Raw genomic sequence first — 22,693 nt, forward strand, 5'->3', positions numbered from 1 at the left:
AAGCCTTGATTTATACAAGGTTTAACCAACGTTTAAGGGCTTTTTTATGTCTGAATTTTCCCCCGAACTCACCCGCGCTATCGAAGATTACGAATTACGCGTTTCTCCCGACCTGAAAACCGTTGCCGGCCGTCTGAAATACGGCATCGGTGTGATTGATGGCGAAATGCACCATGATTTTTCCATGCACCTTTTAACCGTGCGCGAGGACATGGCGATTGATCCGCAACTTGAAGGCCAGCCGCGGCTGGTTGCCGCCTATGCCGCGTCACTGGATAAATTGGGTGGTTTAACAGCCGAATCTTTGACACCTGATTTGCTGCTTGATGAGATGGCTGCTGCTGACTTTGACGCGCTGTACTGGGCGCAAGAGCTGCTGCAAAAAAAGCGGCTTTGCCCGCACCCCGCGCCGACCGTTACCGATACGCCGTCTTAAAACTCGGCCGATACGGCATCACGCCCGCCCAAATCGACGGCATGACCCAACCCGAACTGGAAGGCTGGTTAAAACAGGCCGACTTAATCGAGCGCGGCCGTGCCGCGCCGGTAGTGATGCCGTGGTTTATTCCTGCGAACGTCAAACCATCTGCCGCCACGGGCGGTCAGACCCAAACCTTTATCAGCAAGCGTAAGAAAAAATGAGCCAGCATAGTGTAGAACTGGTTGCTAAGTTTAAGGACAACGCCACGCCCGGCCTCCGCCGTTTGGCGGCGGAAGCGGAAAAAACAGGCAGCCGGCAGTTGCAGAAAGCCGCAGCAGTCAAGCTGAAACATCAAGAGATGTACAGCGCTACCGCCCGTTTGGGCATCCGTACTGAACACCAAATCCGCCGTGAAATCCAACAAACGCAGGCGGCTTACAACCGTTTGGCCAAAAGCGGCATGGCTTCGCAACGCGAACTGGCGAGGGCTGCACAGATAACGCGCAGCCGTGTACGCGAGCTGACTGCCGAAATCAACGGCGGTGCAAGCCGTTTGCAACGTATCGGTTCGGGAGTCCGGACAATCGGGCGCGGTGTGGCCGGCGTGGCGGCGGGTGCGGCGGCAGGAGCTTATGTATTGGCGCAGCCGGTCAACCGGACGATGGACTTTGACACATCATTGCGTCATGCCGCCAATACCATGTATGCAGGCAAGAGCATGGCCGAGAAGCGCGCAGGTATGGAGGAAATCAAGAAATCGGTCATGGATGCCGCCTATGTCGGCGGAACGACGCGTGATGCCGCTTTGGAAGCCATGAATACAATGGTGGCCAGCGGAGCGATGAGCGACGAAGCCGTGAAAAAACTGCTGCCGACCGTTATGAAAACCGCCACCGCCGCCAATACGGAAGGAAACGATATTGCCAACATCGTAACCAAGGCGTTGCAGGCGGGGTTTAAAGAGGCGGATATTCCGTCGCTGCTTGACCGTGCGTTGCAATCGGGCGCGGACGGCGGTTTTGAATTGAAAGACATGTCGCGCTGGCTGCCGCAGCAGTTGGCTGCAATGAAAAACGCCGGTATGGGCGCGACGCTGGATAATTTTTCCAGCCTGCTCAATGCCAACCAATTGTCGTTTATGACGGCGGGCAGTACCGACGAAGCCGGCAACAACTTAGTCAACCTGCTGGCAAAAATCAACAGTCAGGATATTGTGACCAAAGCCAAAAAAATTACCATCAACGGCAAAGAAGGTTTCGATTTCACCGCTAGCATGAACAAACGGCAGGCAGCAGGCATGAACTCGCTTGATGCGCTGGTGGACATTGTCGGAGAAATCACGGCCAAGGATAAGAAGTCCGCCGCTCTGATGAAACAGATTAATGCCGCGCAAGGCGATGAAGCCAAGCTGGCTTTGCTGGAAAACCAAAAGGCCTTGGTAGACGGCACTGCCATCGGGAAGCTGGTTTCCGACCGTCAGGCATTGATGGCATTGCTGGCATTGGTCAACAACAAACAGGAACTCACCCGCCTGCAAGCAGGCCAGACAAATGCGGCGGGTGCGGTGGACGGTGCATACGGATTCGTCGCCGAAGGTTCGGGGTTTAAAAAATCCCAATTCTCCCTCGCCAAATCAGAAGCCGAATACGGCGCATTTGAAAAATTCAGCGACCGCATCGGCGGCGGCCGGTACAAGCTCTATGTTTGGGGGCGGCGGCCTGCTTTCCAAACTGTTCGGCGGAAGCAGCAGAACCTTACAGGCGGGCCGTCTGATGCCCTCGGCCTCCTCGCTAGGCCCCGTCGCGCTCGGTGCGACACCGTTGGCCGTAATGGGCGGGGCAACCCATTTGGCGGGGCAGCGCGACAAATATGCGGAATGGTCAAAACCGTTTGCTAAATTATCGTCTTGGCTGGAAAGTATCCTGCCTGATTTTTCAGCGGGGGCGAAAGCCGAATATCTGCGCAAACGTGAAGAACTGGGCGGCAATAATGCCCCGCTCGATAGTCCTGTTTTAAAAGAGAGTATGGCGCAGCTTAACCAATCGGCACAAACCAACCAGCAGGCAAGCCAGCAGTATGTGCAGGCGGCGGCGGAGAATCAGGCGGCAACGGCGCAGATTACCGGCGCGGCGGCACAGATGACGGCTGCTGCCGCACAAATGCAGGCGGCGGCAGGCAAGCCGATTCCGATTACCGTTACTGTGCAAAACGGCAACATTATGGCCTATGTGAATCAGGCAGTAGAACGCAACAGTAGGAAAAATTAATGGCTTGGAAAGACACTTTACTGGATGCGGGCTTCAAGGGCGTTACCTTTGACGTCATCGACGACACGCTGCGCGGCACCCACGCGCTGGCGGAACACGAATACCCGTTCGTACAGGGCGCGGACATCGAAGATACGGGTGTATCTGCGATGGATATGGCCTTGACCGCCGTATTGTGGGGTGAAGATTACGAAGGCCGCCTGCAAAACCTGCTGAACGTATTGTGCGAAACGGGCGCGGGCGAATTGATCCACCCGATTTACGGCAGCGTGCCAGATTGCGTAGTGGCGGATTTCGAGGTCGCGCACAACGAAGAAAACCCCGACTACTGCACCGTGCGGATGACCTTTAAGCAAAGTGTCAAAGCCGCGCCGTTTTTCGACCGCGACTTGCCGATAGCCTTGGCCGACGAAGTGGATTTCCTTGCCGACTTGGCCGCATGGCAGGGCTTCGAGGTGTTTCAGACGGCCTTAAACAAAATTCAGAAAGCGCAAAGCCGCTGGAATGCTTTTCATGCCACGGTATTAATGGTGGTGGGCGTATTGTATGGGCAGGTAAACGGCATCTTCACCGGCGGCCTGAACCTGCTGAACAGCCCGCGCGTATTGGTGGCGGAGCTGAAATCTGTGTTTGGTGCGCTGGCCAATATGCACAATGTCGGTAAAAGCGGGCTGGACGGCTGGCGCGACATGGTGGGCGGCGTATCTAAAGCGGCCGCTACGCCGTGGCAGGTCAGCCGCGGAACCGAAGGCAGTGTGGCGGCGGTAGATTTAATCCAACGCGCCAAGCCCGAAGATGTGGCTGCCTTTACCGCGCTTACCGCCACCGTTGGCGCGTGTGCGCTGGCCGAACAAGCCGCCGATATTTTGGCTGTACAACTGAACGAGCCGACTTTGACGCCTGTGGAAATCTCGCGTCTGCTGGCCGATACCCGTGCCGCCTTGCAGCGTGCTTTGGCCGCCCAGCGCATCTTGGCCATGATGCTGGCGGATGAAACCAAAGCCGACAAGCTGGCCTATTGCCTGCTGCGGCTGTATCAAACACCGGTAGACAGTGCCGATGATGTGTACCAACGCATCGAAGTGGCCGGGCTGCTGCCGCAAGCCCCTTATCTGGAAACTGCCGCCGCGCTTACCGAAAGTCTGCGCAATACGGCGCATAAACTGCAAAAACAGGCGTTTACAGTCATCAATATGAAGCCGCCGCTGGTACAGAAAACCGTCACCTGCGATATCGGCCTGCACCTGCTGGCCTTTGAGTGGTACGGCGACTACAGCCGCTTTGGCGAACTCTTGCGCCTGAATCCGCAAATCCGCCACCCGAATTTTATTGAGAAAGGCACGGTACTGAATGCCTACGCCAGATAACACCGTTACGCTGCTGATTAACGGTAAAACACACGGCCAATGGACGAATTACGACATTGTTTCCGACCTGCTCACCCCCGCCGATGACTTTTCAGTCATGCTCGGCCGCCCCGTCGATGCCAAACCCGATGCGGTGCGGGCGGGCGACAAGGTGGAAGTGCGTGTGGGCGGCGATACGGTATTGAGCGGCCGCATAGACCGCGTGCAGACCGTTACCGAAAAAGGCGGCAAAACCTTAACCATACAAGGCCGCGACGATGCGGGCGTGCTATTGGACTGCTCCGCCCCGCTGTTTAACGCGCAAGATATGGATTTAAACCAAATCATCGAAAAAATCGTCAAGCCTTTGGGTTTGGCCAAAATCCGCATTGATGCCGCCAAAACCGACAAAACCCACAAAGTGCAGATCGAGCCGGGCAGCCGCGCGTGGGACGCCCTGCTGGAATATGCCGAGGCAAACGGTTTGTGGCCGTGGCTGGAGCCGGACGGCACGCTGGTAGTCGGCGGTCCCGATTACACCGCCGCACCGGTGGCCGAACTGGTTTTACGGACCAACGGCCAAAACAACAACATCAAGCGTCTGGAAGTAAACCGCGATATGGCGGCACGGTACAGCGAAGTTACCGTATTGGCGCAAAGCCACAGCGGCAAAAACAACATCAAAGCCACCGCCAAAGACGAATCCGTCAAACTGCACCGCCCCCTAATCGTCACCGAGCCGGACATCGACAGTCAGGCTCAAGCGCAGCGCAAGGCGAAAAAGCGGCTGGCCGACAGCAGGCTGGAAGGCTTAACAATTACCGCCACCGTACAAGGCCACCGCACTGACGACGGTACCTTGTGGCAGCCCGGTCAGCGCATCAACGTATTGAGCGAACCGGACGGCATCGACGCGGTGTATTTCCTGATGGCGAGAACCTTCATCGGCGGTCGCGGCCAACCCACCGAAACCGTGCTGACACTGAAAGAGGACGGCGCATGGGTATTGGATGCCGACCCGCCGAAGAAATCGGGCAAAACCAAAAGGCCGTCTGAAAGCCGCAAAGCCAACGGCCACGCAGCCGCCAAACCGAAAAAACGCCGCCAAGCCAAGCAGGCCGGACAGGAATTGCAGGTGATTTAAATGGATGCAAAAACCATAGACAACCGTATCCGACGGGCATTTAACGGCATCCGCCAAGCCTTCCGCGGCAAAATCGCCCGCGTCAAAGCAGCCGGCGGCGTGCAGCAAATCCAAGTGGAAGGTTTGGAAGGCGAAACCGTGCAGGACTTGGAACACGCCGAAAACTTCGGTTTTACGTCGAACCCGCCCGCAGGCAGCGATTGCGTCGTCGTACCGTTGGGCGGCAAAACCAGCCACGGCATCATCGTCACCACCACCAACGGCGCATACCGCATTACCGGCCTTGCCGAAGGCGAAACGGCGGTTTACAACGCCGACGGTGCCAAGATGGTGTTAAAGAAAGGCCGGATTATCGAAATTGACTGCGAAACGCTGAATATCAAAGCACCGGGCGGCGTGAATATTGACGCGCCCAATGTAGGCTGCACCGCGCAGATTACCGCCGAGGGTCAAATCAACGGCAACGGCGGCATGGCAGTGAAAGGCGGCAGCGGCACATCATTTACCGGCAATGTGCAGATGGTCGGCGATTTGGACACTACCGGCAAACTGACCAACAACGGCAAAAATGTCGGCTCCGACCACAAACACAACGGCGACAGCGGCGGCACGACATCCGACCCGCTGTAATTCAGACGGCCTGACATCCATCAAACCAAACTCCAAGCGTCCTTACCTGAAAATAAAGGTATGGACGCTTTACTTAATCCCCAAACGGGCGGCTATGTGGTCAACCAATCCGCCCAATCCATCGAAAACGAGTTGTATATCCGCTTGGTCACGCCCTTGGGCAGTTACTGGGCAGACCGCACGCTCGGCAGCCGCCTGCACGAATTGCGCCGCCAAAAGCATTTAAAGCGCATCGAAGTACTGGCCAAACAGTACGCCGAGCAAGCCTTGCAGCCCGTGATTCAGTCCAAACGCGCCCAATCCATCCAAGTAACCGCATCCGCCCCGCAGCACGGCTGGCTGAAGCTGCATATTGAAGCCGTCGATGCCGCGGGCGATACAGTAACCCTGAACCACAAGGTAGCCGTGATATGACGCAGGCACTGAATTTAGAACAAATCCGCGCCAACTATCTGCGCGACCTGCAAAACCAAAACCCTGCCGCCCATGTACACGCGGGCAGCGACAACCATGTACGCGCCACCGCCATTGCCGCAGTGGGCGAAGGCCAATACCAGCATCAGGAGTGGATTTTGCGCCAAGCCTTTGCCGATACCGCAGACAGCGCCTACCTAGAAAAACATGCCGCTAAATACGGCATCTACCGAAAAACCGCCACCTTCGCGGGCGGCAAGGTGCGTGTTCGCGGCGCGGTCGGCGCAACGGTGCCGGTTGGCCAACAGATCAATGTGGGCGATAAGGTGTATTTAACCGCCGAATCCGCCGTTATCAGTGCGCTTGGAAGTGCCGAAATAGCCGTTATCGCCACTGTTGCGGGTAGTGCTCAAAATCAAACCGCCGAAACCGCGGCTACGCTGCAAAGCGTACCTGCGGGGATTGACAGTTCCGCCGTCTAACGATGGTCGGCGGTACAGATGCCGAAAGCGATGAGAGCCTGTTGGCACGATATGAAGAACGTCTGCGCCGACCCGCTGCGGGCGGTAATCAATACGACTTCCGCAATTGGTGCTTGGAAGTACCGGGTGTGGTTGATGCCTTTATCTACCCTTTGCGTCGCGGCAACGGCTTTGTCGATGCCGTCATTTTGGGTGAAAACGGTATCCCCAGCGCAGAAACACTGGCCGCCGTACAAGCTCATGTCGATGCGGTGCGACCTGTTACCCGTAAAAACGGCTTTCTAGCCCTTGCGCCCAGTATCCAGACCGTGAATGTGGCCGTCACCATTACCTTAAGCAGCGGCACGGATACCGATACGGCCACCGCTGCCATCAAATCAGCTGTAAACGCCTATTTTGATGCCTTAAAGCCCGGAGACCCCCTAATTAAAAGCCAGTTGGAAACCTTAATCAGCGAAGTGTACGGCGTGCGTGACCGTGTCTTAACCACCCCTGTGGGCAATATCAAGCCTCAGGAGAGTGCCGAAGACATTTACTGGCTGCGCCCGGGCAGTATTAACGTGGAGTACACCACGTGATCCATCAAACCTTACTCGCCGCCATGCGTCCGCCCGTCAGCTACGACACCGTAGGAGAAACGGCAGAAATCAAAGCCGAAGCGGGTGTGTTTGATATTGTGGCCGACCATGCGGAAGGAGTGAAAAATGCGCCGTTCCCTGATGCGGAAAACGATTACCTGTACCGCTGGGAAGAGCTGCTCGCCATCACCCCGCCCGCAGGAGCCAATACCCAACAACGTACTGATGCCGTGCTGGCCAAACTCAATGCCTTGGGCGGTTTGAGTATTGCCTACTTTACCGCCATCGCCGAATCGGCAGGCTACACCGTCACCATTTACGAAGAAGACCAATTCCGCGCAGGTGAAAGCTGTGCGGGTGATTGTTTGAATACCGAAGACGCCATCTGGCGTTGGTGCGTCGACATCGCCGACGGCAAAGCCACCGCCTATATTTTCCGAGCCGGTCAAAGCCGTGCGGGCGACCGCATCAGTGTGTACACCGACCCGATTATCGAAACGATGTTTGAAGAATTAAAACCGGCATGGACGTATTGCCGCTTTGAATATGAAGAAGAGGTATAAAAATGGACTTAATCCAAACCCCGAATAAGCAATTTGTCGACGGCGACCGCCGCACGCCCGGTACTCCCGTACCCGCATGGTGGCTGAACCAGTTACAAGGCGAGTTGTACAGCATTTTAAACGCGGTTGGCATTGAGCCTAACAAAGCCGACCATGCCCAAGTCTTATCGGCCATTAAAACGTTGGCCGCCGATGCTTCGCAGGTTGCCAGTATCGATGCTCTGCGTAAATACAGCGGCACAGGCTATGTGAACGTCAACGCCTATCACGCCAATACAACAGTGGGCGGCGGCGTGTTTGTGGCGGATAAAGCCGATAAATCTACCGCTGATAACGGCTGTACCGTTATTGTTTCTACCGACGGCACGCGCTGGAAGCGTGTGTTTTCAGGGATGCTTAACCTGCATGATTTTGGATATGTGGCCAGCAAAAACAATGCACTATCCACTTTGAATGCCGCTGAATCTGCCGCGCTTGACGTAGTTGTTGATTGCTTGGGTTTGTCAATTGATACGGGTAATACCTACCCGCAAAAAAACAAATACACAAACGGCAAGTTTGTGATTAACGGCAAAACTGTCGATGTTCAATACCAGCCTATCAGAAGCGGTATCGGTCGATTCATCTCCGGAACTGGTGCAGCAGCCAACCTCAAATCGAATGAATGGACTGGCGCGGGTTTAATCGTTATTGGCGAAGGCGCAATGGAGCAGATGGAGAAATGTGTTTCCTCAATCGCTATTGGCGACCGTGCGCAGGGCTTTTCTAAAGTAAGCAGGGACAACATCGCCATTGGGGCCGACAGCCTGATTAATGTGCAGGCCGCTACTGAATGGTACGACCAGTCACGCATGGAAGGCACGCGCAACATCGGTATTGGTGGTAATGCAGGACGCGGCATCACCAGCGGTTACTCTAATGTGTCAATCGGGCGCAATGCCGGACAGGGATTGGGTGAAGGCTCGTCAAATATTGCACTTGGCGCAGGCGCGATGGCTGGTACTGCTCCAGTCGGTTTTAGTGGCGACATTGAAGTTTTTTGGCCGTCTTCGACCTCAAGAACAATCGCAATCGGCGAGGCTGTCTTGCAAACATATCAGGGCCGCGCCGCTCAAACCGCAATTGGTGCCAATGCGGCGCGAAATACAAAAAAGGCCGAAAAAGTTACCGCAATCGGTTCTGCCGCGATGGAGAATCTTGAGCGAAACCGCGCCCCAAATGGCGGAGATGTTGTCTGGACGGGAACGGAAGCAGGTACCTACGCCCAATCTGGAAAAAACATCACGCTTACATTTCCCAACATTCGCGGTGCGCAAGCGACTTATTGGGTGGGCATCCGCCTTACATCAGGCACGGCGCAAACCTTACAAAACGACGTCGTACCGGCTCAGGTCGTATCAGTGAATGGCAATACATTAATCATCCAAAGCTCAAAAGAGCTGACCGCCACCGGCGCGGCCGAACTGAAATACGTTTATTCTGTAAATTCAACCGCTACTAAAAACGAAGAGTTGACCATCATCGGCGCGAACGCCATGAATAAGGCATTGACCGCAGGATACTCAACTATCATCGGCGTAGATGCCGCGTTGTTGGGAGACAATTATCAAAAAACAACCGCAATCGGCGCATCATCTTTACGAACAGGTAGTCATATTTCCACAACTGCTATTGGGTATTGGGTAATCCCTTTGGCAAGTAGTGAGAAATGTGTTGCCATTGGAGATAGTGCGGGCTATCGGAACGTTCAAGGCGACTTTTTGACTGGGAAAATAACAAACTCCATCGCCATCGGATATGGCGCAAGAATAAACGGCGATAACGAAATCCAAATCGGTACGACAGGGCAAACTTTATATGCTCCAACCGCGGTGAACATCCGTTCTGACGGCCGCGACAAAGCAGATGTTAAGCCGTTGACGAACGGTTTAGATTTTGTAATGAAGCTCAAGCCGATGACTGGCTACTACGACCGCCGGGATTCCTACGTTGACGAATTATTCAAAGACTTGCCGGCAGATGAACGAGCGGACAAAGTCCGCGAATGGTGGGCGAATCCAATCAAGGACGGCAGTCATAAAGAAGATCGGTTGCGGCATTGGTTTATTGCCCAGGACATTGCTGCGCTGGAAGATGAATATGGTCGATTGCCGATGGTAAATAAAACAAACGATACCTACACCGTCGAATACGAAACGTTCATCCCCGTTTTGACTAAAGCCATTCAGGAAATGGCCGCAAGAATTGAAACATTAGAAACCGAAATGAAGGAATCGAAAAAATGACAAGATGTGTGATTGATCAAGACGGCTTGTTCGTAGAGGAACAGTATTTTGATGACGGCCGCCAAAGCATCGAAGCTGAAATGCCTGATCTCGCACAATATCAGGCCGCCCAGTGGGATGGACAAGGTTGGAAGATAATTCCCGACTATCGCGGATGCGTAGTTTTTGCCGGTGGGCAAGAGCAGGTGTGGGATAAGTTAGGTGATTTGCCCGATGGCGTCAGCCTGACCCCGCCTGAATCGGTAAATATTGACGGCTTAAAATCCGTAAAACTCGTCGCATTAAATGCTGCCGCTCAGGCTTTTATTAACAAGCACGCCGGTATCGACAGCGTACCTGAATTTGAGTTTGCAAGCTGGGCAATTCAAGCCGCTGAAGCGAAGGCTTGGCAGGAAGATAAAGCCGCGCCAACGCCAGTGCTTGACGGCATTGCCACCGCCCGCGGTATGTCAGCAGACACGCTTAAAGCAGCGGCTTTGCGTAAAACGCTGGCTTACGAACAACTCGCCGCACATGTGGCAGGTCAACGACAAGCGCTGCAAAGCAAAATCGAAGCAGCGAAAACGCAGGCCGCGCTTGATAAGATTGCAGTCGTATTCACACTGCCGGAGGCCGTCTGAATGGTTCAAGTCTATTTGGCACTCTATAAAGGCAAAGCCGCAATCAACACCCCGCGCGATGTGGTTAAACGCATTGCCGACAGCGTTGTACGATTGGCAACATGCAGCCCGTACAGCCATTGTGAAATCGCTGTTAAGCACCCACGCGACGGCCTGTTTGATTGTTATTCGTCTAGCGCGAGAGACGGCGGGGTGCGCATTAAAACCATGCCGCTGCCTGCTGATAAATGGGACTTAATCCCGCTGCCGCAATCTGTTGCCATATCGGCCAGCCGCTTGTTCCACCGTACACACGGTGCAGGTTACGACTGGCTAGGTGCGATTGGCGTGGTACTCAAATCACCACACAGCAAAAGCCGCTGGTTTTGCAGCGAATGGTGCGCATATGTAATAGGCTACACTAACCCGTGCCGATACAGCCCGCAAACCCTGTATGCCGCGGTATCAACTAAAGATAGGCCGTCTGAGAAAATGGAGGAAACAAAGTAATTTAGAAAGTTTTAAATAAAGAGGAGCGGCGACGTGTCTGTGTTGCGAGCACCGGCACGCCAGCCAAGCAGATGTACCCTGCATTGACTTCAAGGCCGCTTTGCCTAGCTAGGCGGCGGTAATTCTAACCTAAACGGAGTTAATGCGACATGGTTTATTATCGTGAATTACGTTGTGTCTACTGCAAAAAAACTATTGGCCAAAGGCAGCGGTAACGTACAAATCAAGTGTAACCGTTGTAAAACGGTTAATACTTTCAGCTAGACAACCATTACTAAGAATGCCGTCGAGCATCATTTTAAAACTGATTTCAGAACACCAGCGAGAGTGTCGGAGAGTAAGTAAAAATGATGCAAAAATACCACTCAACGGCCCCGCTGCCATTCGTCGGACAGAAGCGATATTTCATTAAACACTTCACTAAAGTATTGTCGCAAATTCCCGCTGACGGCAAACATTGGACAATTGTAGACGTATTCGGCGGCAGCGGCCTGTTGGCGCACGTTGCAAAACGTATCAAACCGCAGGCGCGGGTAATTTACAACGACTATGACAACTACTCAGACCGCCTGCGGCACATCCCAGATTACAACCGTTTGCGTGAACAAATCGCGCAGATAGTTGGCGGCATCCCCAAAGGCTCAAGGCTAGACCCTGAACGTACCCGATCAGTGCAACAAACAATCACTAATTTCCAAGGCCACATTGATGTGCGCGTACTTTCATCATGGCTTTTATTTAGTGCCAAACAGGCAAATTCGCTTGAACAATTGCTGGGGTTTGAGTTCTACAATAAGGTACGCCAATCCCCATACTCCATCGCTGCCGACTATTTAGACGGCCTCGAAATCACCCAGCAAGACTATAATCTTTTGATGGCTGAGCATCAGCATAACCCCAATACTCTGCTGGTATTAGACCCGCCTTATGTGTCCACTGCTCAGGGTGCGTATGCCGCTGATAAATACTTTAATATGGTTAGCTTCCTGCGTATGATTCAGTATATGCGCCCACCGTTTATCCTATTTAGCTCCACCCGTAGCGAGGCGCTGGACTACTTCCAATTTTTGCAAGAGTGCGAACCGGACAAATACCGGCGCTTCAGCGGCTACAATATCGTTTCACTAGATGCCAAGATGGGCAAAGGAATCGAGTATCAGGACAATATGATTTATAAAATAGATTAACCCGCCTAAACGGCGGGCGGTATCAAAGTTCCACCTTATAGCGCGGCCTAACTAGGTGTCAAAGATTTTCCGAAAAGGTGCTAAAGTTCGCGCCGCCTTATAAACTGCACCCGTTTTCGGGTGCAGTTTTTTATTGCGGATTGGGACGGGAATGGAAAAGGATGTGGATTTTTTATTTTAATCGGCTATACAATTGCTGCTTTCATGCCGTCTGAAGCACGTTTCAGATGGCATCGGTTTACATCAGATAAGGATAAAAATGGGTATTTACGATTTTCAAATGAAAGATGCAGAAGGCAATGCGGTTGATTTGTCAGGCTATCGCGGCAAGGTTCTGCTGATTGTCAACACGGCAACGCGTTGCGGTCTGACCCCGCAATACGAGGCTTTGCAGAAGCTGTATGCACAATATACCGCAGAAGGCTTGGAGATTTTGGATTTTCCGTGCAACCAGTTCCGCGAACAGGCTCCCGAAAGCAGCGGAGAAATTGCCCAAGTGTGTATGATGAAGTTTGGCACGAAGTTTAAGATTTTCGACAAAATCGAAGTCAATGGAGCAAATACCGCGCCCTTGTATGCCTACCTGAAATCCGTCAAACCGCAAGATAAAGGCAATCATCTGTTTAAAGATTTCGTGTTGAAGCTCGCAGCTTTGGGAGAGAAGCGCGACGAAGGCGACATCAAATGGAACTTTACCAAATTCCTCGTCAACCGCGACGGCGAAGTGGTCGAGCGTTTTGCGCCTAGTGTTACGCCCGAAGAAATCGAAGCCGATATTCGGGCATTGCTGTAATCTGCCGCCGTCTTGGGAAATGCCGTCTGAAGGCTTCAGACGGCATTTGTCCGTTTGCGGGTTTATTCCGAAATATCGGCAACACCGCTTTCGGGGAAGATGGGCAAATCCGGCGGTGGGAGCAGGGTATCCAAAGTCAGGGCGGACGCATCGAGTGTGGGGTAGCCTTCAAACGCGACCGAATAACCGCTGTTTCCGTTCATACGGATTCGGGCGTGCGCGCCCAGAGGGAAAGTGATTTTGTCGGCAATGTGCCCGAAGGGAAAGCCCGTCAGCACGGGGATTTTCGCCGTGCGCGAAACATGGTTGGCAACGGCGGAAAAATCATAAGACGGATCATAGACATCTCGAATTTTTTCCATACGGAAATTGCCGAACACGATGGCGCGCTGTTTCTTCAAAATACCCGAAAGATACAGCGTATTGAGCATACGTTCGATGCGGTAGGGCTGTTCGCCGACATCTTCGAGGAACAAAATGCCGCCGTCGATGTCGGGCATATAAGGCGTGCCGGCGAGCGAGGCGAGGACGCTTAAGTTGCCGCCCCACAATATGCCTTCGGTTTCGACATCGGCGCGTTGGATATAAGGAACATCAACGGTCAGGCGGTTTTGGGTTGCACCCTTGATAAAGGCATCCATCGTAAACGCACCGGGGGCGGGTTTGCCAAAATCGCTATAAGCCATCGGGCCGGCAAAACTCATCATATTGCCTTTTGCCAACAATGCCAGCTGGACGGCGCATACGTCGCTGAATCCGAAAAACAGCGTGCCGTGTTCGCGCATCCTTGCGCCGAGCGAAGCAAAATCGATATGCGGCAGAATGCGTGCCGCACCATAACCGCCGCGCAAGCCCATCAGCACTTTAGGTGTGGCAACGCGACCGGAAGCGACATCTTGGAAATCGGCGGCACGTTGTGAGTCCGTGCCGGCAAACCGTTGGAAACGGCGGCTGCCCGCCTGTTGGTTGGTTACGGTAAAACCGGCATTGTAAAGGCGGGTTAAGGCTGTGTTGACGCGGTTGGTGTCTTCGGCAAAGCCTGACGAAGCGACAACGCGCAGAAGGTTGCCGTCCGAACTTTGACGGCGTGGCGTTTGGAGAGGCACGGTTCGGGCTTTCACAACGGAATGGAAAGAGGGAAGGGGCGAAACGGATGTGGCGGATGTGCCGCAAGCCTGAAGCAGTCCCGCGCCGATGGCGGCGGTGCAGGTTTTCAGGAAACGGCGGCGGGAGGTCGGTTCGGTCATAATTTCCCTTTCATACGGTTTCAGACGGCATCGGCGGGCTTAAAGCAGCTTTTTAAGCTGTTCCGTCCAATCTTGCGGCAGGGTCATACCGTGTTTCCGGACGGGGTTTGCCCAAATCGGTGCAGGGAAAGACGCATCGTTTTCAAAGCGGGCGATAATATGCCAATGCAGGTGCGGCACGACATTGCCCAAGCTGGCGAGGTTAATCTTGGCAGGTTGAAACACTTGGTGCATAGCGGCTTCGACTTTGTACACCATTTCCATCAATTCGCCGCGTTCCGCTGCCGAAAGGTCGGTCATTTCGGCAATATGCTTACGCCAAATGACGCGGCAGAATGCAGGCGAACCGCTATCATTATGGACGGCGATGACGCGCAGCTTGGGGGTTTGCAGCAAAACGTCTTCATTTTGCGCCGTGCAGATGGGGCAGGGTTGGGCGGTCATTTTTCCTTATTCCTGAAAGTGTTTAAAAAACGGTAGGGTAATTTCTGATATAGCGGATTAACAAAAATCAGGACAAGGCAACGAAGCCGCAGACAGTACAAATAGTACAGAACCGATTCACTTGGTGCTTCAGCACCTTAGAGAATCGTTCTCTTTGAGCTAAGGCGAGGCAACGCCGTACTGGTTTAAATTTAATCCACTATAGTTTAATTTGTCTGTCCGCATTGCCGCTAATTGTACCACTTCATCGTATTTCCTTTTCGGTTGAAACCCCGCCCTTTAGGGCGGCAGGATCAGACTTTATTTGGGAGGGGGTGTAACCCCTTCCAAATCAGGACGACACATAGGGAGGTGCTTTATGTGTCGTCCTGTGTGTTGAAACATATCGGACGCGTTTGAACAGTTGTGCGGCAAACTGTTTTAGCGGCAGGCAAGAGATGCCGTCTGAAGCCCATTGTCCGTCATTCCCACACAGGCAGTTGCTACGGTTGCTGAAGCCCCTTAGCCGTCGCGCAGGCGGTTGCTACGGTTACTAAAATCCCGTCATTCCCGCGCAGGCGGGAATCCAGTCCGTTCGGTTTCAGTTGTTTCTGATAAATCTTGCAGCGTTGGGTTTTTAGATTCCCGCTTTCGCGGGAATGACGGGGCGGTCGGATGCCGCCTGAAACTCCGTCATTCTTGCAACTTTTCGTCATTCCCGTGAAAACGGGAATCTAGAACTTCAAACTTTCAGATAATCTTTGAATATTGCCGTTGCCCGACGGTTTGGATTCCCGCTTGCGCGGGAATGACGGTAGAGCGGTTTCAGTTGCTCCCGATAAATGCCGCAATCTCAAATCCCGTCATTCCCTCAAAAACAGAAAAACAAAATCAGAAACCTAAAATCCCGTCATTCCCGCAGCTCTTCGTCATTCCCGTGAAAGCGGGAATCTAGACCTTTTAAATTTTCACACGGCTTTTGAATATTGCCGTTACCCGAAGGTCTGGATTCCCGCCTGCACGGGAATGACGGCAGAGCGGTTTCAGTTGTTTCTAAATAAATTTTTGCAGCGTTGGATTTTTAGATTCCCGCTTTCGCGGGAATGACGGGGCGGTCGGATGCCGCCTGAAACTCCGTCATTCTTGCAACTTTTCGTCATTCCCGTGAAAACGGGAATCTAGAACTTCAAACTTTCAGATAATCTTTGAATATTGCCGTTGCCCGACGTTCTGGATTCCCGCCTGCGCGGGAATGACGGTGGAGGACGATGCCGTCTGAAGCCCATTAGCGGTTTCAGACGGTATTTTTGTCGGTGCGGCAGTCAGGAAAACTGCGCCGCGCCACGGTTTGCCAAATCGTCGGCGCGTTCGTTTTCCGCGTGTCCCGCGTGTCCTTTCACCCAAGTCCAGCTGACTTGGTGCCGTCCGACCAGCGCGTCGAGTTCTTTCCACAAGTCGTCGTTTTTGACGGGCTGTTTGGCGGCGGTTTTCCAGCCGTTGCGCTTCCAACCGTGTATCCAGTTTTCCATGCCGTTTTTGACGTATTGCGAGTCGGTGCAGATGATGACGGTGCAGCGGCGTTTGAGCGATTTCAGTCCTTCGATGACGGCGGTCAGTTCCATACGGTTGTTGGTGGTTTGCGCTTCGCCGCCGAAAAGTTCTTTTTCGTGGCTGCCGTAGCGCATTAATACGCCCCAGCCGCCCGCGCCGGGATTGCCTTTGCACGCGCCGTCGGTGTAAAGGTAAACGGTTTGGTCCATTATTGTGCCTTTGTGTGGTGTCCGGCGTGATTATAAGCGGTTTGTGCGCCGTGCCGTCTGAAAGATTGCGGCGGATTAAAATAGGCATATAATGTGCAACTTTATTTTTGAATATGAAGGAGTGGATAGTGGGTCAAAGCGGCGAGTTGTTTTGTTTCGGACAGATGCCCGTATGGAAGGCGGAAAACCTGCCGGAAGTTTTGTTGTCGGGCTATTCGTCTGAGGAAGGGGAGTGGGTCTGCCTGAATGTGTTGCAGGGCGATGTCGAAGTCCGCACGCAGGACGGGGCGGCGGAGGTTTGGTCGGCAGAAAGCGGCGATTGCGTGTTTGCGCCGCAGCAGGTGTTTTCGGTCAAACCGAAAACGGACGATGCCGAAATCCGTTTGTCGCTGTATTGCGCGGCGGCAGACTATTTTCACAAAAAATACGGGATGAGTGCCACGCATTCTGCGGTCGCGGCGGCACAGGATACCGTACCGGCGGGCAGGGCGTTGGATATGGGCTGCGGACAGGGGCGCAACGCGCTGTTTCTCGGTTTGAAGGGGTTTGAAGTTACTGCAGTCGATCACAATCCCGCCGCCTTGGCAAACGTGGCGGAGCTGGCAGAGGCGGAGAGTTTGAACGTCCGCACGCTGGAATATGATTTGAACGCCGCCGCCTTGCAGGGCGAGTTTGATTATATTGTGGCAACAGTGGTGCTGATGTTCCTGATGCCGCAGCGCGTGCCTGAAGTGATTGCCGATATGCAGGCGCATACGGCGGTGGGCGGGTACAACTTAATCGTATCGGCAATGGATACGGCGGATTTCCCCTGCCCGATGCCGTTCCCCTTCAAATTTAAAGAGGGCGAGCTGAAGGATTATTATCGGGATTGGGAGCTGGTCGAATATAAAGAAGAATTGGGCGCGATGCACGCCAAAGACGAAAACGGCAATCCGATACGGTTTAAATTTGTAACCATGCTGGCGAAAAAGCCTGAATAATCCTCAAAAATGCCGTCTGAACATTTTGTTTCAGACGGCATTTTTACGGTTAGTCCCGATAGGCCCAATGATTGACCGGGCCGTGTCCCGCGCCGATTTCCAAAGGGCTTGAGATTGCCGCCGTGATGTAGGCCTTGGCAGTCTGTACGGCTTCGCAAACGTCTAAGCCTTTTGCCAACTCGGCGGTAATGCAGGCGGAAAACGTGCAGCCCGTGCCGTGCGTGTGGGCGGTCGGAAAGCGCGGGCTGTCCAATTCCAGCGTTTCGTTTTGCGTAAACAGCCAATCCGTGCAGCGTCCGCTGCTGCTGCCATTCAAATGTCCGCCTTTGATGACGACATTTTTGACACCGTAATCAAGCAGGATTTTTGCCGCACGTTCCGCATCTTTACGGTTTTCGATATGCACGCCGGTCAGGGCTTCCGCCTCGGGCAGGTTGGGGGTCAATACATCCGTATCGGGAAGCAGCAGGCGCGTCAGTGCCGCAACGGCGGAATCCTGCAACAGCGGCGCACCGCCTTTGGCAATCATCACAGGGTCGAGTACGCGCCTGCCGAAGTCGCAGTGTTTCAGCTTGTCGGCAACGCATTCGATGATTTCCGCCGTGCCGAGCATTCCTATTTTGTAGGCGCGGATGTCAAAGTCTTCCCTGATTGCTTGGATTTGTGCGGTGATGGTTTCGGTCGGGACGAGATGAACCGCCGACACGCCCAAGGTATTTTGTGCGGTAACGGCGGTGATGACGCACGTTCCGAACACGCCGCGCATCTGAAACGTTTTCAAATCCGCCTGAATGCCCGCACCGCCGCCCGAATCCGAACCGGCGATGGTAAGCGTTTGCACAAAAGAGCTTTTCATTTGTTCCTCCTTAATATTGTGTCCGATAAAAAGGGCTAATGCCTGTAAAAAAGCACGGCGATGCCGTCTGAAAACCGCAGCGCGGGGGTTTGTGGTGCATTATATGCCGTATTGCAGGACAAGGCACAGGGCAGGGCGGCGGGGTGCATCGTAGCAACTGTATTTTTGCCCGACGGGGTGAAAAATACAGTTGCTACACCCACTGATAATGAAAAAAGAGAGCAATGCCGTCTGAACCGCGTGTTGCGGCGAGCATAAACCGGCACGCTTTATTCGTCATTTCCACAAAAACAGAAACCTAAAATTCCGTCATTCCTACGAAAGCGGGAATCCAGTGTGTTCGGTTTCAGTTGTTTTTGGGTTTCGGGTGATTTCCAAATCATCATTCCCGCGCAGGCGGGAATCTAGCCCTTGGGGCAGCGGCAATATTTATAAAGCCGTCTGAAAATTCAGAAGTTCTAGATTCCCGTTTTCACGGGAATGACGAAGGGTTGTGGGAATGACGAAGTTTCAGACGGCATCGCCCCGCCCCGTCATTCCCGCATAAGCGGGAATCCAAACCATTGGGCAGAGCAGCCTTAAAGGTTATAAAAGACTCGTCATTCCCACGAAAGTGGGAATCCAGACCTGTCGGCACGGAAACTTATCGGATAAAACGGTTTCTTCAACCCTACGCTCTAGATTCCCGCTTTTGCGGGAATGACGAAGTTTCAGACGGCATCAAATGCTTTGTCAGGCTTCAGACAGCATCGTCCACCCTCTGCCGTCCTTCCCGCGCAGGCGGGAATCCAATGTGTTCGGTTTCGGTTGTTTTTGGGTTTCGGGTAATTTCCAAATCGTCATTCCCACGAAAGTGGGAATCCAGACCATTGGGCGGCGGAAATATTCAAAAGTCGTCTGAAAATTCAGAGGTTCTAGATTCCCGTTTTCACGGGAATGACGAAGGGTTGTGGGAATGACGAAGTTTTAGACGGCATTGAATACTTTGATGCTTTGGTGGGCTGAAGCCCACCCTACAATATAGAGAAAATGCCGCCAAACGGTATGGAAGCGGAAACAATGGTGGGGCTGGCTTCAGAAACAATGGTAGGGTGGGCTTCAGCCCACCGCTTTAGACGGCATCCGCGCACCGTCATTCCCGCGCAGGCGGGAATCCAGCCTTGTCGGCACGGAAACTTATCGGATAAAACGGTTTCTTCAACCCTACGCTCTAGATTCCCGTTTTCACGGGAATGACGAAGAGTGTGAGAATGACGGTTCATAAATAAAAAAACCTGCTTAAAACAAGCAGGTTTTTGAATTGGCACGCCCACGGGGATTCGAACCCCGGTTGCCGCCGTGAAAGGGCAGTGTCCTAGGCCTCTAGACGATGGGCGCGTGGGAATGGGCATTATACATACTTCTAGAAATTTAGCAATACGATGCCGTCTGAAACTTCGTCATTCCCGCGAAAGCGGGAATCTAGAATCTCCAAGTTTTCAGACAACCTTGGATTCGGATTTCAAGTGCAACACTAGTGTATTAGTGGTTGGAACAGATTCAAGAATAAAACACTTGGCGTTTCGTAGCCAAGTGTTTTTCTTGGTCGGTGGTTCAACTCATCTTGAACCCTGCGTATCTCCCGATCACTGATGTTACGGAAATCGGTTTGTTTGGGGAAGTATTGCCGGATGAGTCCGTTGGTGTTCTCATTCAGCCCTTTCTCCCAAGAATGGTAAGGGCGACAAAAATAAGTCTCCGCTTTCAATGCTTTGGTTATTTTGGTGTGTTGGTAGAACTCTTTGCCGTTATCCATGGTGATGGTGTGCACCCTGTCTTTATGTGCCTTTAATGTCCTAACAGCTGCCCGGGCAGTGTCTTCGGCTTTGAGGCTATCCAATTTGCAGATGATGGTGTAGCGGGTAACGCGTTCGACCAAGGTCAATAATGCGCTTTTCTGTCCTTTGCCGACAATGGTGTCGGCTTCCCAATCGCCGATACGGGATTTTTGGTCGACGATAGCGGGTCGGTTTTCTATGCCGACACGGTTGGGTACTTTGCCTCTGGTCCATGTGCTGCCGTAGCGTTTGCGGTAGGGTTTGCTGCATATTCTGAGATGTTGCCACAACGTGCTGCCGTTGCTTTTGTCTTGGCGAAGGTAGCGGTAAATGGTGCTGTGGTGGAGCGTGATCTGGTGGTGTTTGCGCAGGTAGGCGCATACTTGTTCGGGACTGAGTTTGCGGCGGATAAGGGTGTCGATGTGCTGAATCAGCTGCGAATCGAGCTTATAGGGTTGTCGCTTACGCTGTTTGATAGTCCGGCTTTGCCGCTGGGCTTTTTCGGCGCTGTATTGCTGCCCTTGGGTGCGGTGCCGTCTGATTTCGCGGCTGATGGTGCTTTTGTGGCGGTTAAGCTGTTTGGCGATTTCGGTGACGGTGCAGTGGCGGAACAGGTATTGGATGTGGTATCGTTCGCCTTGGGTCAGTTGCGTGTAGCTCATGGCAATCTTTCTTGCAGGAAAGGCCGTATGCTACCGCATACTGGCCTTTTTCTGTTAGGGAAAGTTGCACTTCAAATGCGAATCCGCCGACCTTTGAATATTGCCGCTGTCCAATGGTTTGGATTCCCGCCTGTGCGGGAATGACGATTTGGAAATTACCCGAAACCCAAAAACAACTGAAACCGAACAGACCGGATTCCCGCCTGCGCGGGAATAACGGTGGGGGACGATGCCGTCTGAAGCCCACCTACCATTATTCCGCTTCCATACCGCTTGGCGGCAATGTGTCCGGAATGGGGCGGTTTATCCGAAAAAGCCCATTTTGACTTGGATGAGTTTTTCCAGTTCGTTCAGGATGCGCCGGCGCGAGACGAAAAAGATGATGTGGTCGCCGTCTTGGATGACGGTTTCGGTATGGTGTCCCATAATGGTTTCGCCGGTTCCGGCGCGGACGACGGCGGCAATGTGGCAGCCTTCGGGCCATTTGATGCCGCTGATGCGCCTGCCGATGATGGCGGAAGTTTTTTTGTCGCCGTGTGCGACGACTTCGATGGCTTCCGCCGTGCCGCGCCGGATGGGGTGGACGGCAACGATGTCGCCGCGCCGGATGTGGGCGAGTATCGAGCCGATGGTGATGAGGTGGGGGGAGACGACGATGTCGATTTTGTTGCCTTCGAGCAAATCGACGTAGCTTGAGCGGTTGACGATGCCGATGACGCGCTTCGCGCCGAGGTTTTTCGCCAAAAGGGCGGACATAATGTTGCTTTCGTCGTCGTTGGTCAGGGCGCAGAATACGTCGATTTCGTCGATGTATTCGTTGTCGAGCAGGGTTTCGTCGGTTGCCGAACCTTGCAGGACGAGGGTGTTGTCGAGGTTTTCGGCTATCCATTCGGCACGGCGCGGCCGGCATTCGATGATTTTGACGTTGTATGCGTGTTCGAGCTGCTTGGCGAGACGGTAGCCGATGTTGCCGCCGCCGGCAATCATGATGCGGCGGGTGCTGGTTTCTTTGGGGCGCAATTCGGGTATGACCGCGCCGATGTTTTCGGCGGCGGCGGCAAACAGGATTTCGTCGCCTTCGATGATGACGGTTTGCGGCGCGGGGACGATGAGGCGGTTGTTGCGGTAAACGGCGCAGATTTGGCAGTCGGCCCCGTCGGGCAAATCTTGGGCGATGTCGGCAATGCTGCGTCCGACAAGCAGTCCGCCGCGCCGCGCCTGTATGATGACCATCCGCACGCGGTCGTCTGCAAAACGTAAAACCTGCAATGCGCCCGGGCAGTCTATCAGGCCGGCAAGCTGTTCGGTAACGAGCTGTTCGGGGCTGATGGTTTCGGTTATGCCGAATATGGAAAGGCTGCCGTTTTCGTTGTTTTCGAGCTTGGGGCTGAGGTATTCGAGGTATTCGCTGGAACGGACGCGCGCGATGCGGCCGGGGATGTTGAACAGGTCGGCGGCAACTTTGCAGGCGACGATGTTGGTTTCGTCGCTGCGGGAGAGCGCGAGCAGCAAGTCGGCATCTTCCGCGCCGGCGCGTTCTAATGTGAAGGGGGATGCGCCGTTGCCGAAAACGGTTTGGACATCGAGGCGGCTGCCTGTTTCCTGCAATGCTTTTTCGTCGATGTCGATAACGGTTACGTCGTTGTTGGGTATGGCGGCAAGGTTTTGTGCGACGGTAGAACCTACCTGTCCGTTGCCTAAAATGAGGATTTTCACGGTGTGGGTC

The 22,693-nt window shown here is 53.6% G+C and carries 24 protein-coding genes and 1 tRNA gene; 18 read left to right on the forward strand and 7 right to left on the reverse strand.

What is annotated here, in order from left to right; genetic code table 11:
* The first annotated feature begins 46 nt into the window (after positions 1-46).
* From IUJ45_RS09600 to IUJ45_RS09670, 16 genes are all read left to right on the forward strand, one after another.
* Positions 47-436 (forward strand): hypothetical protein, encoded by a 390-nt coding sequence (locus IUJ45_RS09600; RefSeq protein ID WP_002212742.1) that lies wholly within the window; start codon positions 47-49, stop codon positions 434-436.
* Positions 394-642: a hypothetical protein gene (locus IUJ45_RS09605; RefSeq protein WP_002212743.1), complete on the forward strand. Its 249-nt coding sequence runs from the start codon at positions 394-396 to the stop codon at positions 640-642. Before IUJ45_RS09600 ends, IUJ45_RS09605 begins: the two co-directional genes overlap by 43 nt.
* Complete coding sequence (locus tag IUJ45_RS09610) at positions 639-2,318, forward strand: phage tail tape measure protein (protein WP_002237238.1); 1,680 nt, start codon at positions 639-641, stop codon at positions 2,316-2,318. Before IUJ45_RS09605 ends, IUJ45_RS09610 begins: the two co-directional genes overlap by 4 nt.
* On the forward strand, positions 2,251-2,688 hold the full coding sequence (locus tag IUJ45_RS09615; protein WP_025461138.1) for a hypothetical protein: 438 nt from the start codon (positions 2,251-2,253) through the stop codon (positions 2,686-2,688). The genes IUJ45_RS09610 and IUJ45_RS09615 overlap by 68 nt, the downstream gene beginning before the upstream one ends.
* A complete protein-coding gene (locus IUJ45_RS09620; RefSeq protein ID WP_002237236.1) occupies positions 2,688-4,055 on the forward strand; it encodes a DNA circularization protein in 1,368 nt (455 codons plus the stop codon). Before IUJ45_RS09615 ends, IUJ45_RS09620 begins: the two co-directional genes overlap by 1 nt.
* Positions 4,039-5,178 (forward strand): phage baseplate assembly protein, encoded by a 1,140-nt coding sequence (locus IUJ45_RS09625; RefSeq protein ID WP_002237235.1) that lies wholly within the window; start codon positions 4,039-4,041, stop codon positions 5,176-5,178. Before IUJ45_RS09620 ends, IUJ45_RS09625 begins: the two co-directional genes overlap by 17 nt.
* Positions 5,179-5,808 (forward strand): phage baseplate assembly protein V, encoded by a 630-nt coding sequence (locus IUJ45_RS09630; RefSeq protein ID WP_002237234.1) that lies wholly within the window; start codon positions 5,179-5,181, stop codon positions 5,806-5,808.
* A 60-nt stretch (positions 5,809-5,868) separates the two neighbouring features.
* The gene (locus IUJ45_RS09635) at positions 5,869-6,222 is read left to right on the forward strand and encodes a phage GP46 family protein (protein WP_002212752.1); all 354 of its coding nucleotides are present in this window, start codon (positions 5,869-5,871) and stop codon (positions 6,220-6,222) included.
* Positions 6,219-6,704, forward strand: coding sequence for a baseplate J/gp47 family protein (locus IUJ45_RS11010; RefSeq protein ID WP_002212754.1), 486 nt, complete (start codon positions 6,219-6,221; stop codon positions 6,702-6,704). The genes IUJ45_RS09635 and IUJ45_RS11010 overlap by 4 nt, the downstream gene beginning before the upstream one ends.
* Positions 6,705-6,706: 2 nt before the next feature.
* Positions 6,707-7,282 carry a baseplate J/gp47 family protein gene (locus tag IUJ45_RS11015; RefSeq protein ID WP_002212755.1) on the forward strand — a complete coding sequence of 192 codons (576 nt, stop codon included), beginning with the start codon at positions 6,707-6,709 and terminating at the stop codon, positions 7,280-7,282.
* The gene (locus IUJ45_RS09645; protein ID WP_002212756.1) at positions 7,279-7,845 is read left to right on the forward strand and encodes a YmfQ family protein; all 567 of its coding nucleotides are present in this window, start codon (positions 7,279-7,281) and stop codon (positions 7,843-7,845) included. The genes IUJ45_RS11015 and IUJ45_RS09645 overlap by 4 nt, the downstream gene beginning before the upstream one ends.
* 2 nt (positions 7,846-7,847) lie before the next feature.
* Positions 7,848-10,130: a tail fiber domain-containing protein gene (locus tag IUJ45_RS09650; protein WP_002246330.1), complete on the forward strand. Its 2,283-nt coding sequence runs from the start codon at positions 7,848-7,850 to the stop codon at positions 10,128-10,130.
* Positions 10,127-10,750 (forward strand): hypothetical protein, encoded by a 624-nt coding sequence (locus IUJ45_RS09655; protein ID WP_002212758.1) that lies wholly within the window; start codon positions 10,127-10,129, stop codon positions 10,748-10,750. Before IUJ45_RS09650 ends, IUJ45_RS09655 begins: the two co-directional genes overlap by 4 nt.
* Positions 10,751-11,239, forward strand: a complete 489-nt coding sequence (locus tag IUJ45_RS09660; protein WP_002212759.1) for a hypothetical protein — start codon at positions 10,751-10,753, stop codon at positions 11,237-11,239.
* Positions 11,240-11,586: 347 nt separating this feature from the next.
* Complete coding sequence (locus tag IUJ45_RS09665; protein ID WP_002212760.1) at positions 11,587-12,426, forward strand: DNA adenine methylase; 840 nt, start codon at positions 11,587-11,589, stop codon at positions 12,424-12,426.
* 259 nt (positions 12,427-12,685) lie between these two features.
* The gene (locus IUJ45_RS09670) at positions 12,686-13,219 is read left to right on the forward strand and encodes a glutathione peroxidase (RefSeq protein WP_002218952.1); all 534 of its coding nucleotides are present in this window, start codon (positions 12,686-12,688) and stop codon (positions 13,217-13,219) included.
* A 62-nt stretch (positions 13,220-13,281) separates the two neighbouring features.
* On the opposite strand, the gene IUJ45_RS09675 is transcribed toward IUJ45_RS09670, so the two are convergent.
* From IUJ45_RS09675 to rnhA, 3 genes are all read right to left on the reverse strand, one after another.
* Positions 13,282-14,466, reverse strand: coding sequence for an LD-carboxypeptidase (locus tag IUJ45_RS09675; RefSeq protein ID WP_002247021.1), 1,185 nt, complete (start codon positions 14,464-14,466; stop codon positions 13,282-13,284).
* Positions 14,467-14,505: 39 nt separating this feature from the next.
* Positions 14,506-14,910 (reverse strand): HIT family protein, encoded by a 405-nt coding sequence (locus tag IUJ45_RS09680; RefSeq protein WP_082308694.1) that lies wholly within the window; start codon positions 14,908-14,910, stop codon positions 14,506-14,508.
* Between the two features lie 1,301 nt (positions 14,911-16,211).
* On the reverse strand, positions 16,212-16,649 hold the full coding sequence (gene rnhA, locus IUJ45_RS09685) for a ribonuclease HI (RefSeq protein ID WP_002247022.1): 438 nt from the start codon (positions 16,647-16,649) through the stop codon (positions 16,212-16,214).
* 113 nt (positions 16,650-16,762) lie between these two features.
* Between rnhA and tehB the strand changes: the two genes are divergently transcribed.
* Positions 16,763-17,632, forward strand: a complete 870-nt coding sequence (gene tehB, locus IUJ45_RS09690) for an SAM-dependent methyltransferase TehB (RefSeq protein WP_033912525.1) — start codon at positions 16,763-16,765, stop codon at positions 17,630-17,632.
* A gap of 49 nt (positions 17,633-17,681) precedes the next feature.
* Here tehB and thiD read toward each other — a convergent pair whose 3' ends face one another.
* The gene (thiD, locus tag IUJ45_RS09695) at positions 17,682-18,488 is read right to left on the reverse strand and encodes a bifunctional hydroxymethylpyrimidine kinase/phosphomethylpyrimidine kinase (protein ID WP_002234142.1); all 807 of its coding nucleotides are present in this window, start codon (positions 18,486-18,488) and stop codon (positions 17,682-17,684) included.
* A 60-nt stretch (positions 18,489-18,548) separates the two neighbouring features.
* On the opposite strand from thiD, the gene IUJ45_RS09700 reads away from it, so the two are divergent.
* Positions 18,549-18,746 carry a hypothetical protein gene (locus IUJ45_RS09700; RefSeq protein ID WP_009348827.1) on the forward strand — a complete coding sequence of 66 codons (198 nt, stop codon included), beginning with the start codon at positions 18,549-18,551 and terminating at the stop codon, positions 18,744-18,746.
* A 1,043-nt stretch (positions 18,747-19,789) separates the two neighbouring features.
* Here the strand turns inward: IUJ45_RS09700 and IUJ45_RS09705 are convergent.
* The 3 genes from IUJ45_RS09705 to trkA form a co-directional block, all read right to left on the reverse strand.
* Positions 19,790-19,865, reverse strand: a tRNA-Glu gene (locus IUJ45_RS09705).
* 136 nt (positions 19,866-20,001) lie between these two features.
* Positions 20,002-20,967: an IS30-like element IS1655 family transposase gene (locus IUJ45_RS09710; RefSeq protein WP_002250705.1), complete on the reverse strand. Its 966-nt coding sequence runs from the start codon at positions 20,965-20,967 to the stop codon at positions 20,002-20,004.
* Between the two features lie 303 nt (positions 20,968-21,270).
* Positions 21,271-22,683, reverse strand: a complete 1,413-nt coding sequence (gene trkA / locus IUJ45_RS09715; RefSeq protein WP_002212772.1) for a Trk system potassium transporter TrkA — start codon at positions 22,681-22,683, stop codon at positions 21,271-21,273.
* Between the last annotated feature and the right edge of the window lie 10 nt (positions 22,684-22,693).

Origin of the sequence: Neisseria meningitidis, from assembly GCF_022869645.1 — a bacterium.
Lineage (GTDB): Bacteria > Pseudomonadota > Gammaproteobacteria > Burkholderiales > Neisseriaceae > Neisseria > Neisseria meningitidis.

Bases quoted from the DNA above. Each gene is read 5' to 3' on its own strand.
- IUJ45_RS09620 (WP_002237236.1), top strand. From the start codon at position 2,688: ATGGCTTGGAAAGACACTTTACTGGATGCGGGCTTCAAGGGCGTTACC.
- IUJ45_RS09600 (WP_002212742.1), top strand. From the start codon at position 47: ATGTCTGAATTTTCCCCCGAACTCACCCGCGCTATCGAAGATTACGAA.
- IUJ45_RS09610 (WP_002237238.1), top strand. From the start codon at position 639: ATGAGCCAGCATAGTGTAGAACTGGTTGCTAAGTTTAAGGACAACGCC.
- rnhA (WP_002247022.1), bottom strand. From the start codon at position 16,649: ATGGACCAAACCGTTTACCTTTACACCGACGGCGCGTGCAAAGGCAAT.
- IUJ45_RS09630 (WP_002237234.1), top strand. From the start codon at position 5,179: ATGGATGCAAAAACCATAGACAACCGTATCCGACGGGCATTTAACGGC.
- IUJ45_RS09700 (WP_009348827.1), top strand. From the start codon at position 18,549: ATGCCGTCTGAAAACCGCAGCGCGGGGGTTTGTGGTGCATTATATGCC.
- IUJ45_RS09655 (WP_002212758.1), top strand. From the start codon at position 10,127: ATGACAAGATGTGTGATTGATCAAGACGGCTTGTTCGTAGAGGAACAG.
- IUJ45_RS09680 (WP_082308694.1), bottom strand. From the start codon at position 14,910: ATGACCGCCCAACCCTGCCCCATCTGCACGGCGCAAAATGAAGACGTT.
- IUJ45_RS11015 (WP_002212755.1), top strand. From the start codon at position 6,707: ATGGTCGGCGGTACAGATGCCGAAAGCGATGAGAGCCTGTTGGCACGA.
- thiD (WP_002234142.1), bottom strand. From the start codon at position 18,488: ATGAAAAGCTCTTTTGTGCAAACGCTTACCATCGCCGGTTCGGATTCG.
- IUJ45_RS09665 (WP_002212760.1), top strand. From the start codon at position 11,587: ATGATGCAAAAATACCACTCAACGGCCCCGCTGCCATTCGTCGGACAG.
- tehB (WP_033912525.1), top strand. From the start codon at position 16,763: ATGAAGGAGTGGATAGTGGGTCAAAGCGGCGAGTTGTTTTGTTTCGGA.
- IUJ45_RS09650 (WP_002246330.1), top strand. From the start codon at position 7,848: ATGGACTTAATCCAAACCCCGAATAAGCAATTTGTCGACGGCGACCGC.
- IUJ45_RS09675 (WP_002247021.1), bottom strand. From the start codon at position 14,466: ATGACCGAACCGACCTCCCGCCGCCGTTTCCTGAAAACCTGCACCGCC.
- IUJ45_RS09615 (WP_025461138.1), top strand. From the start codon at position 2,251: ATGGGCGGGGCAACCCATTTGGCGGGGCAGCGCGACAAATATGCGGAA.
- IUJ45_RS09635 (WP_002212752.1), top strand. From the start codon at position 5,869: ATGGACGCTTTACTTAATCCCCAAACGGGCGGCTATGTGGTCAACCAA.
- IUJ45_RS11010 (WP_002212754.1), top strand. From the start codon at position 6,219: ATGACGCAGGCACTGAATTTAGAACAAATCCGCGCCAACTATCTGCGC.
- IUJ45_RS09660 (WP_002212759.1), top strand. From the start codon at position 10,751: ATGGTTCAAGTCTATTTGGCACTCTATAAAGGCAAAGCCGCAATCAAC.
- IUJ45_RS09670 (WP_002218952.1), top strand. From the start codon at position 12,686: ATGGGTATTTACGATTTTCAAATGAAAGATGCAGAAGGCAATGCGGTT.
- IUJ45_RS09710 (WP_002250705.1), bottom strand. From the start codon at position 20,967: ATGAGCTACACGCAACTGACCCAAGGCGAACGATACCACATCCAATAC.
- IUJ45_RS09625 (WP_002237235.1), top strand. From the start codon at position 4,039: ATGCCTACGCCAGATAACACCGTTACGCTGCTGATTAACGGTAAAACA.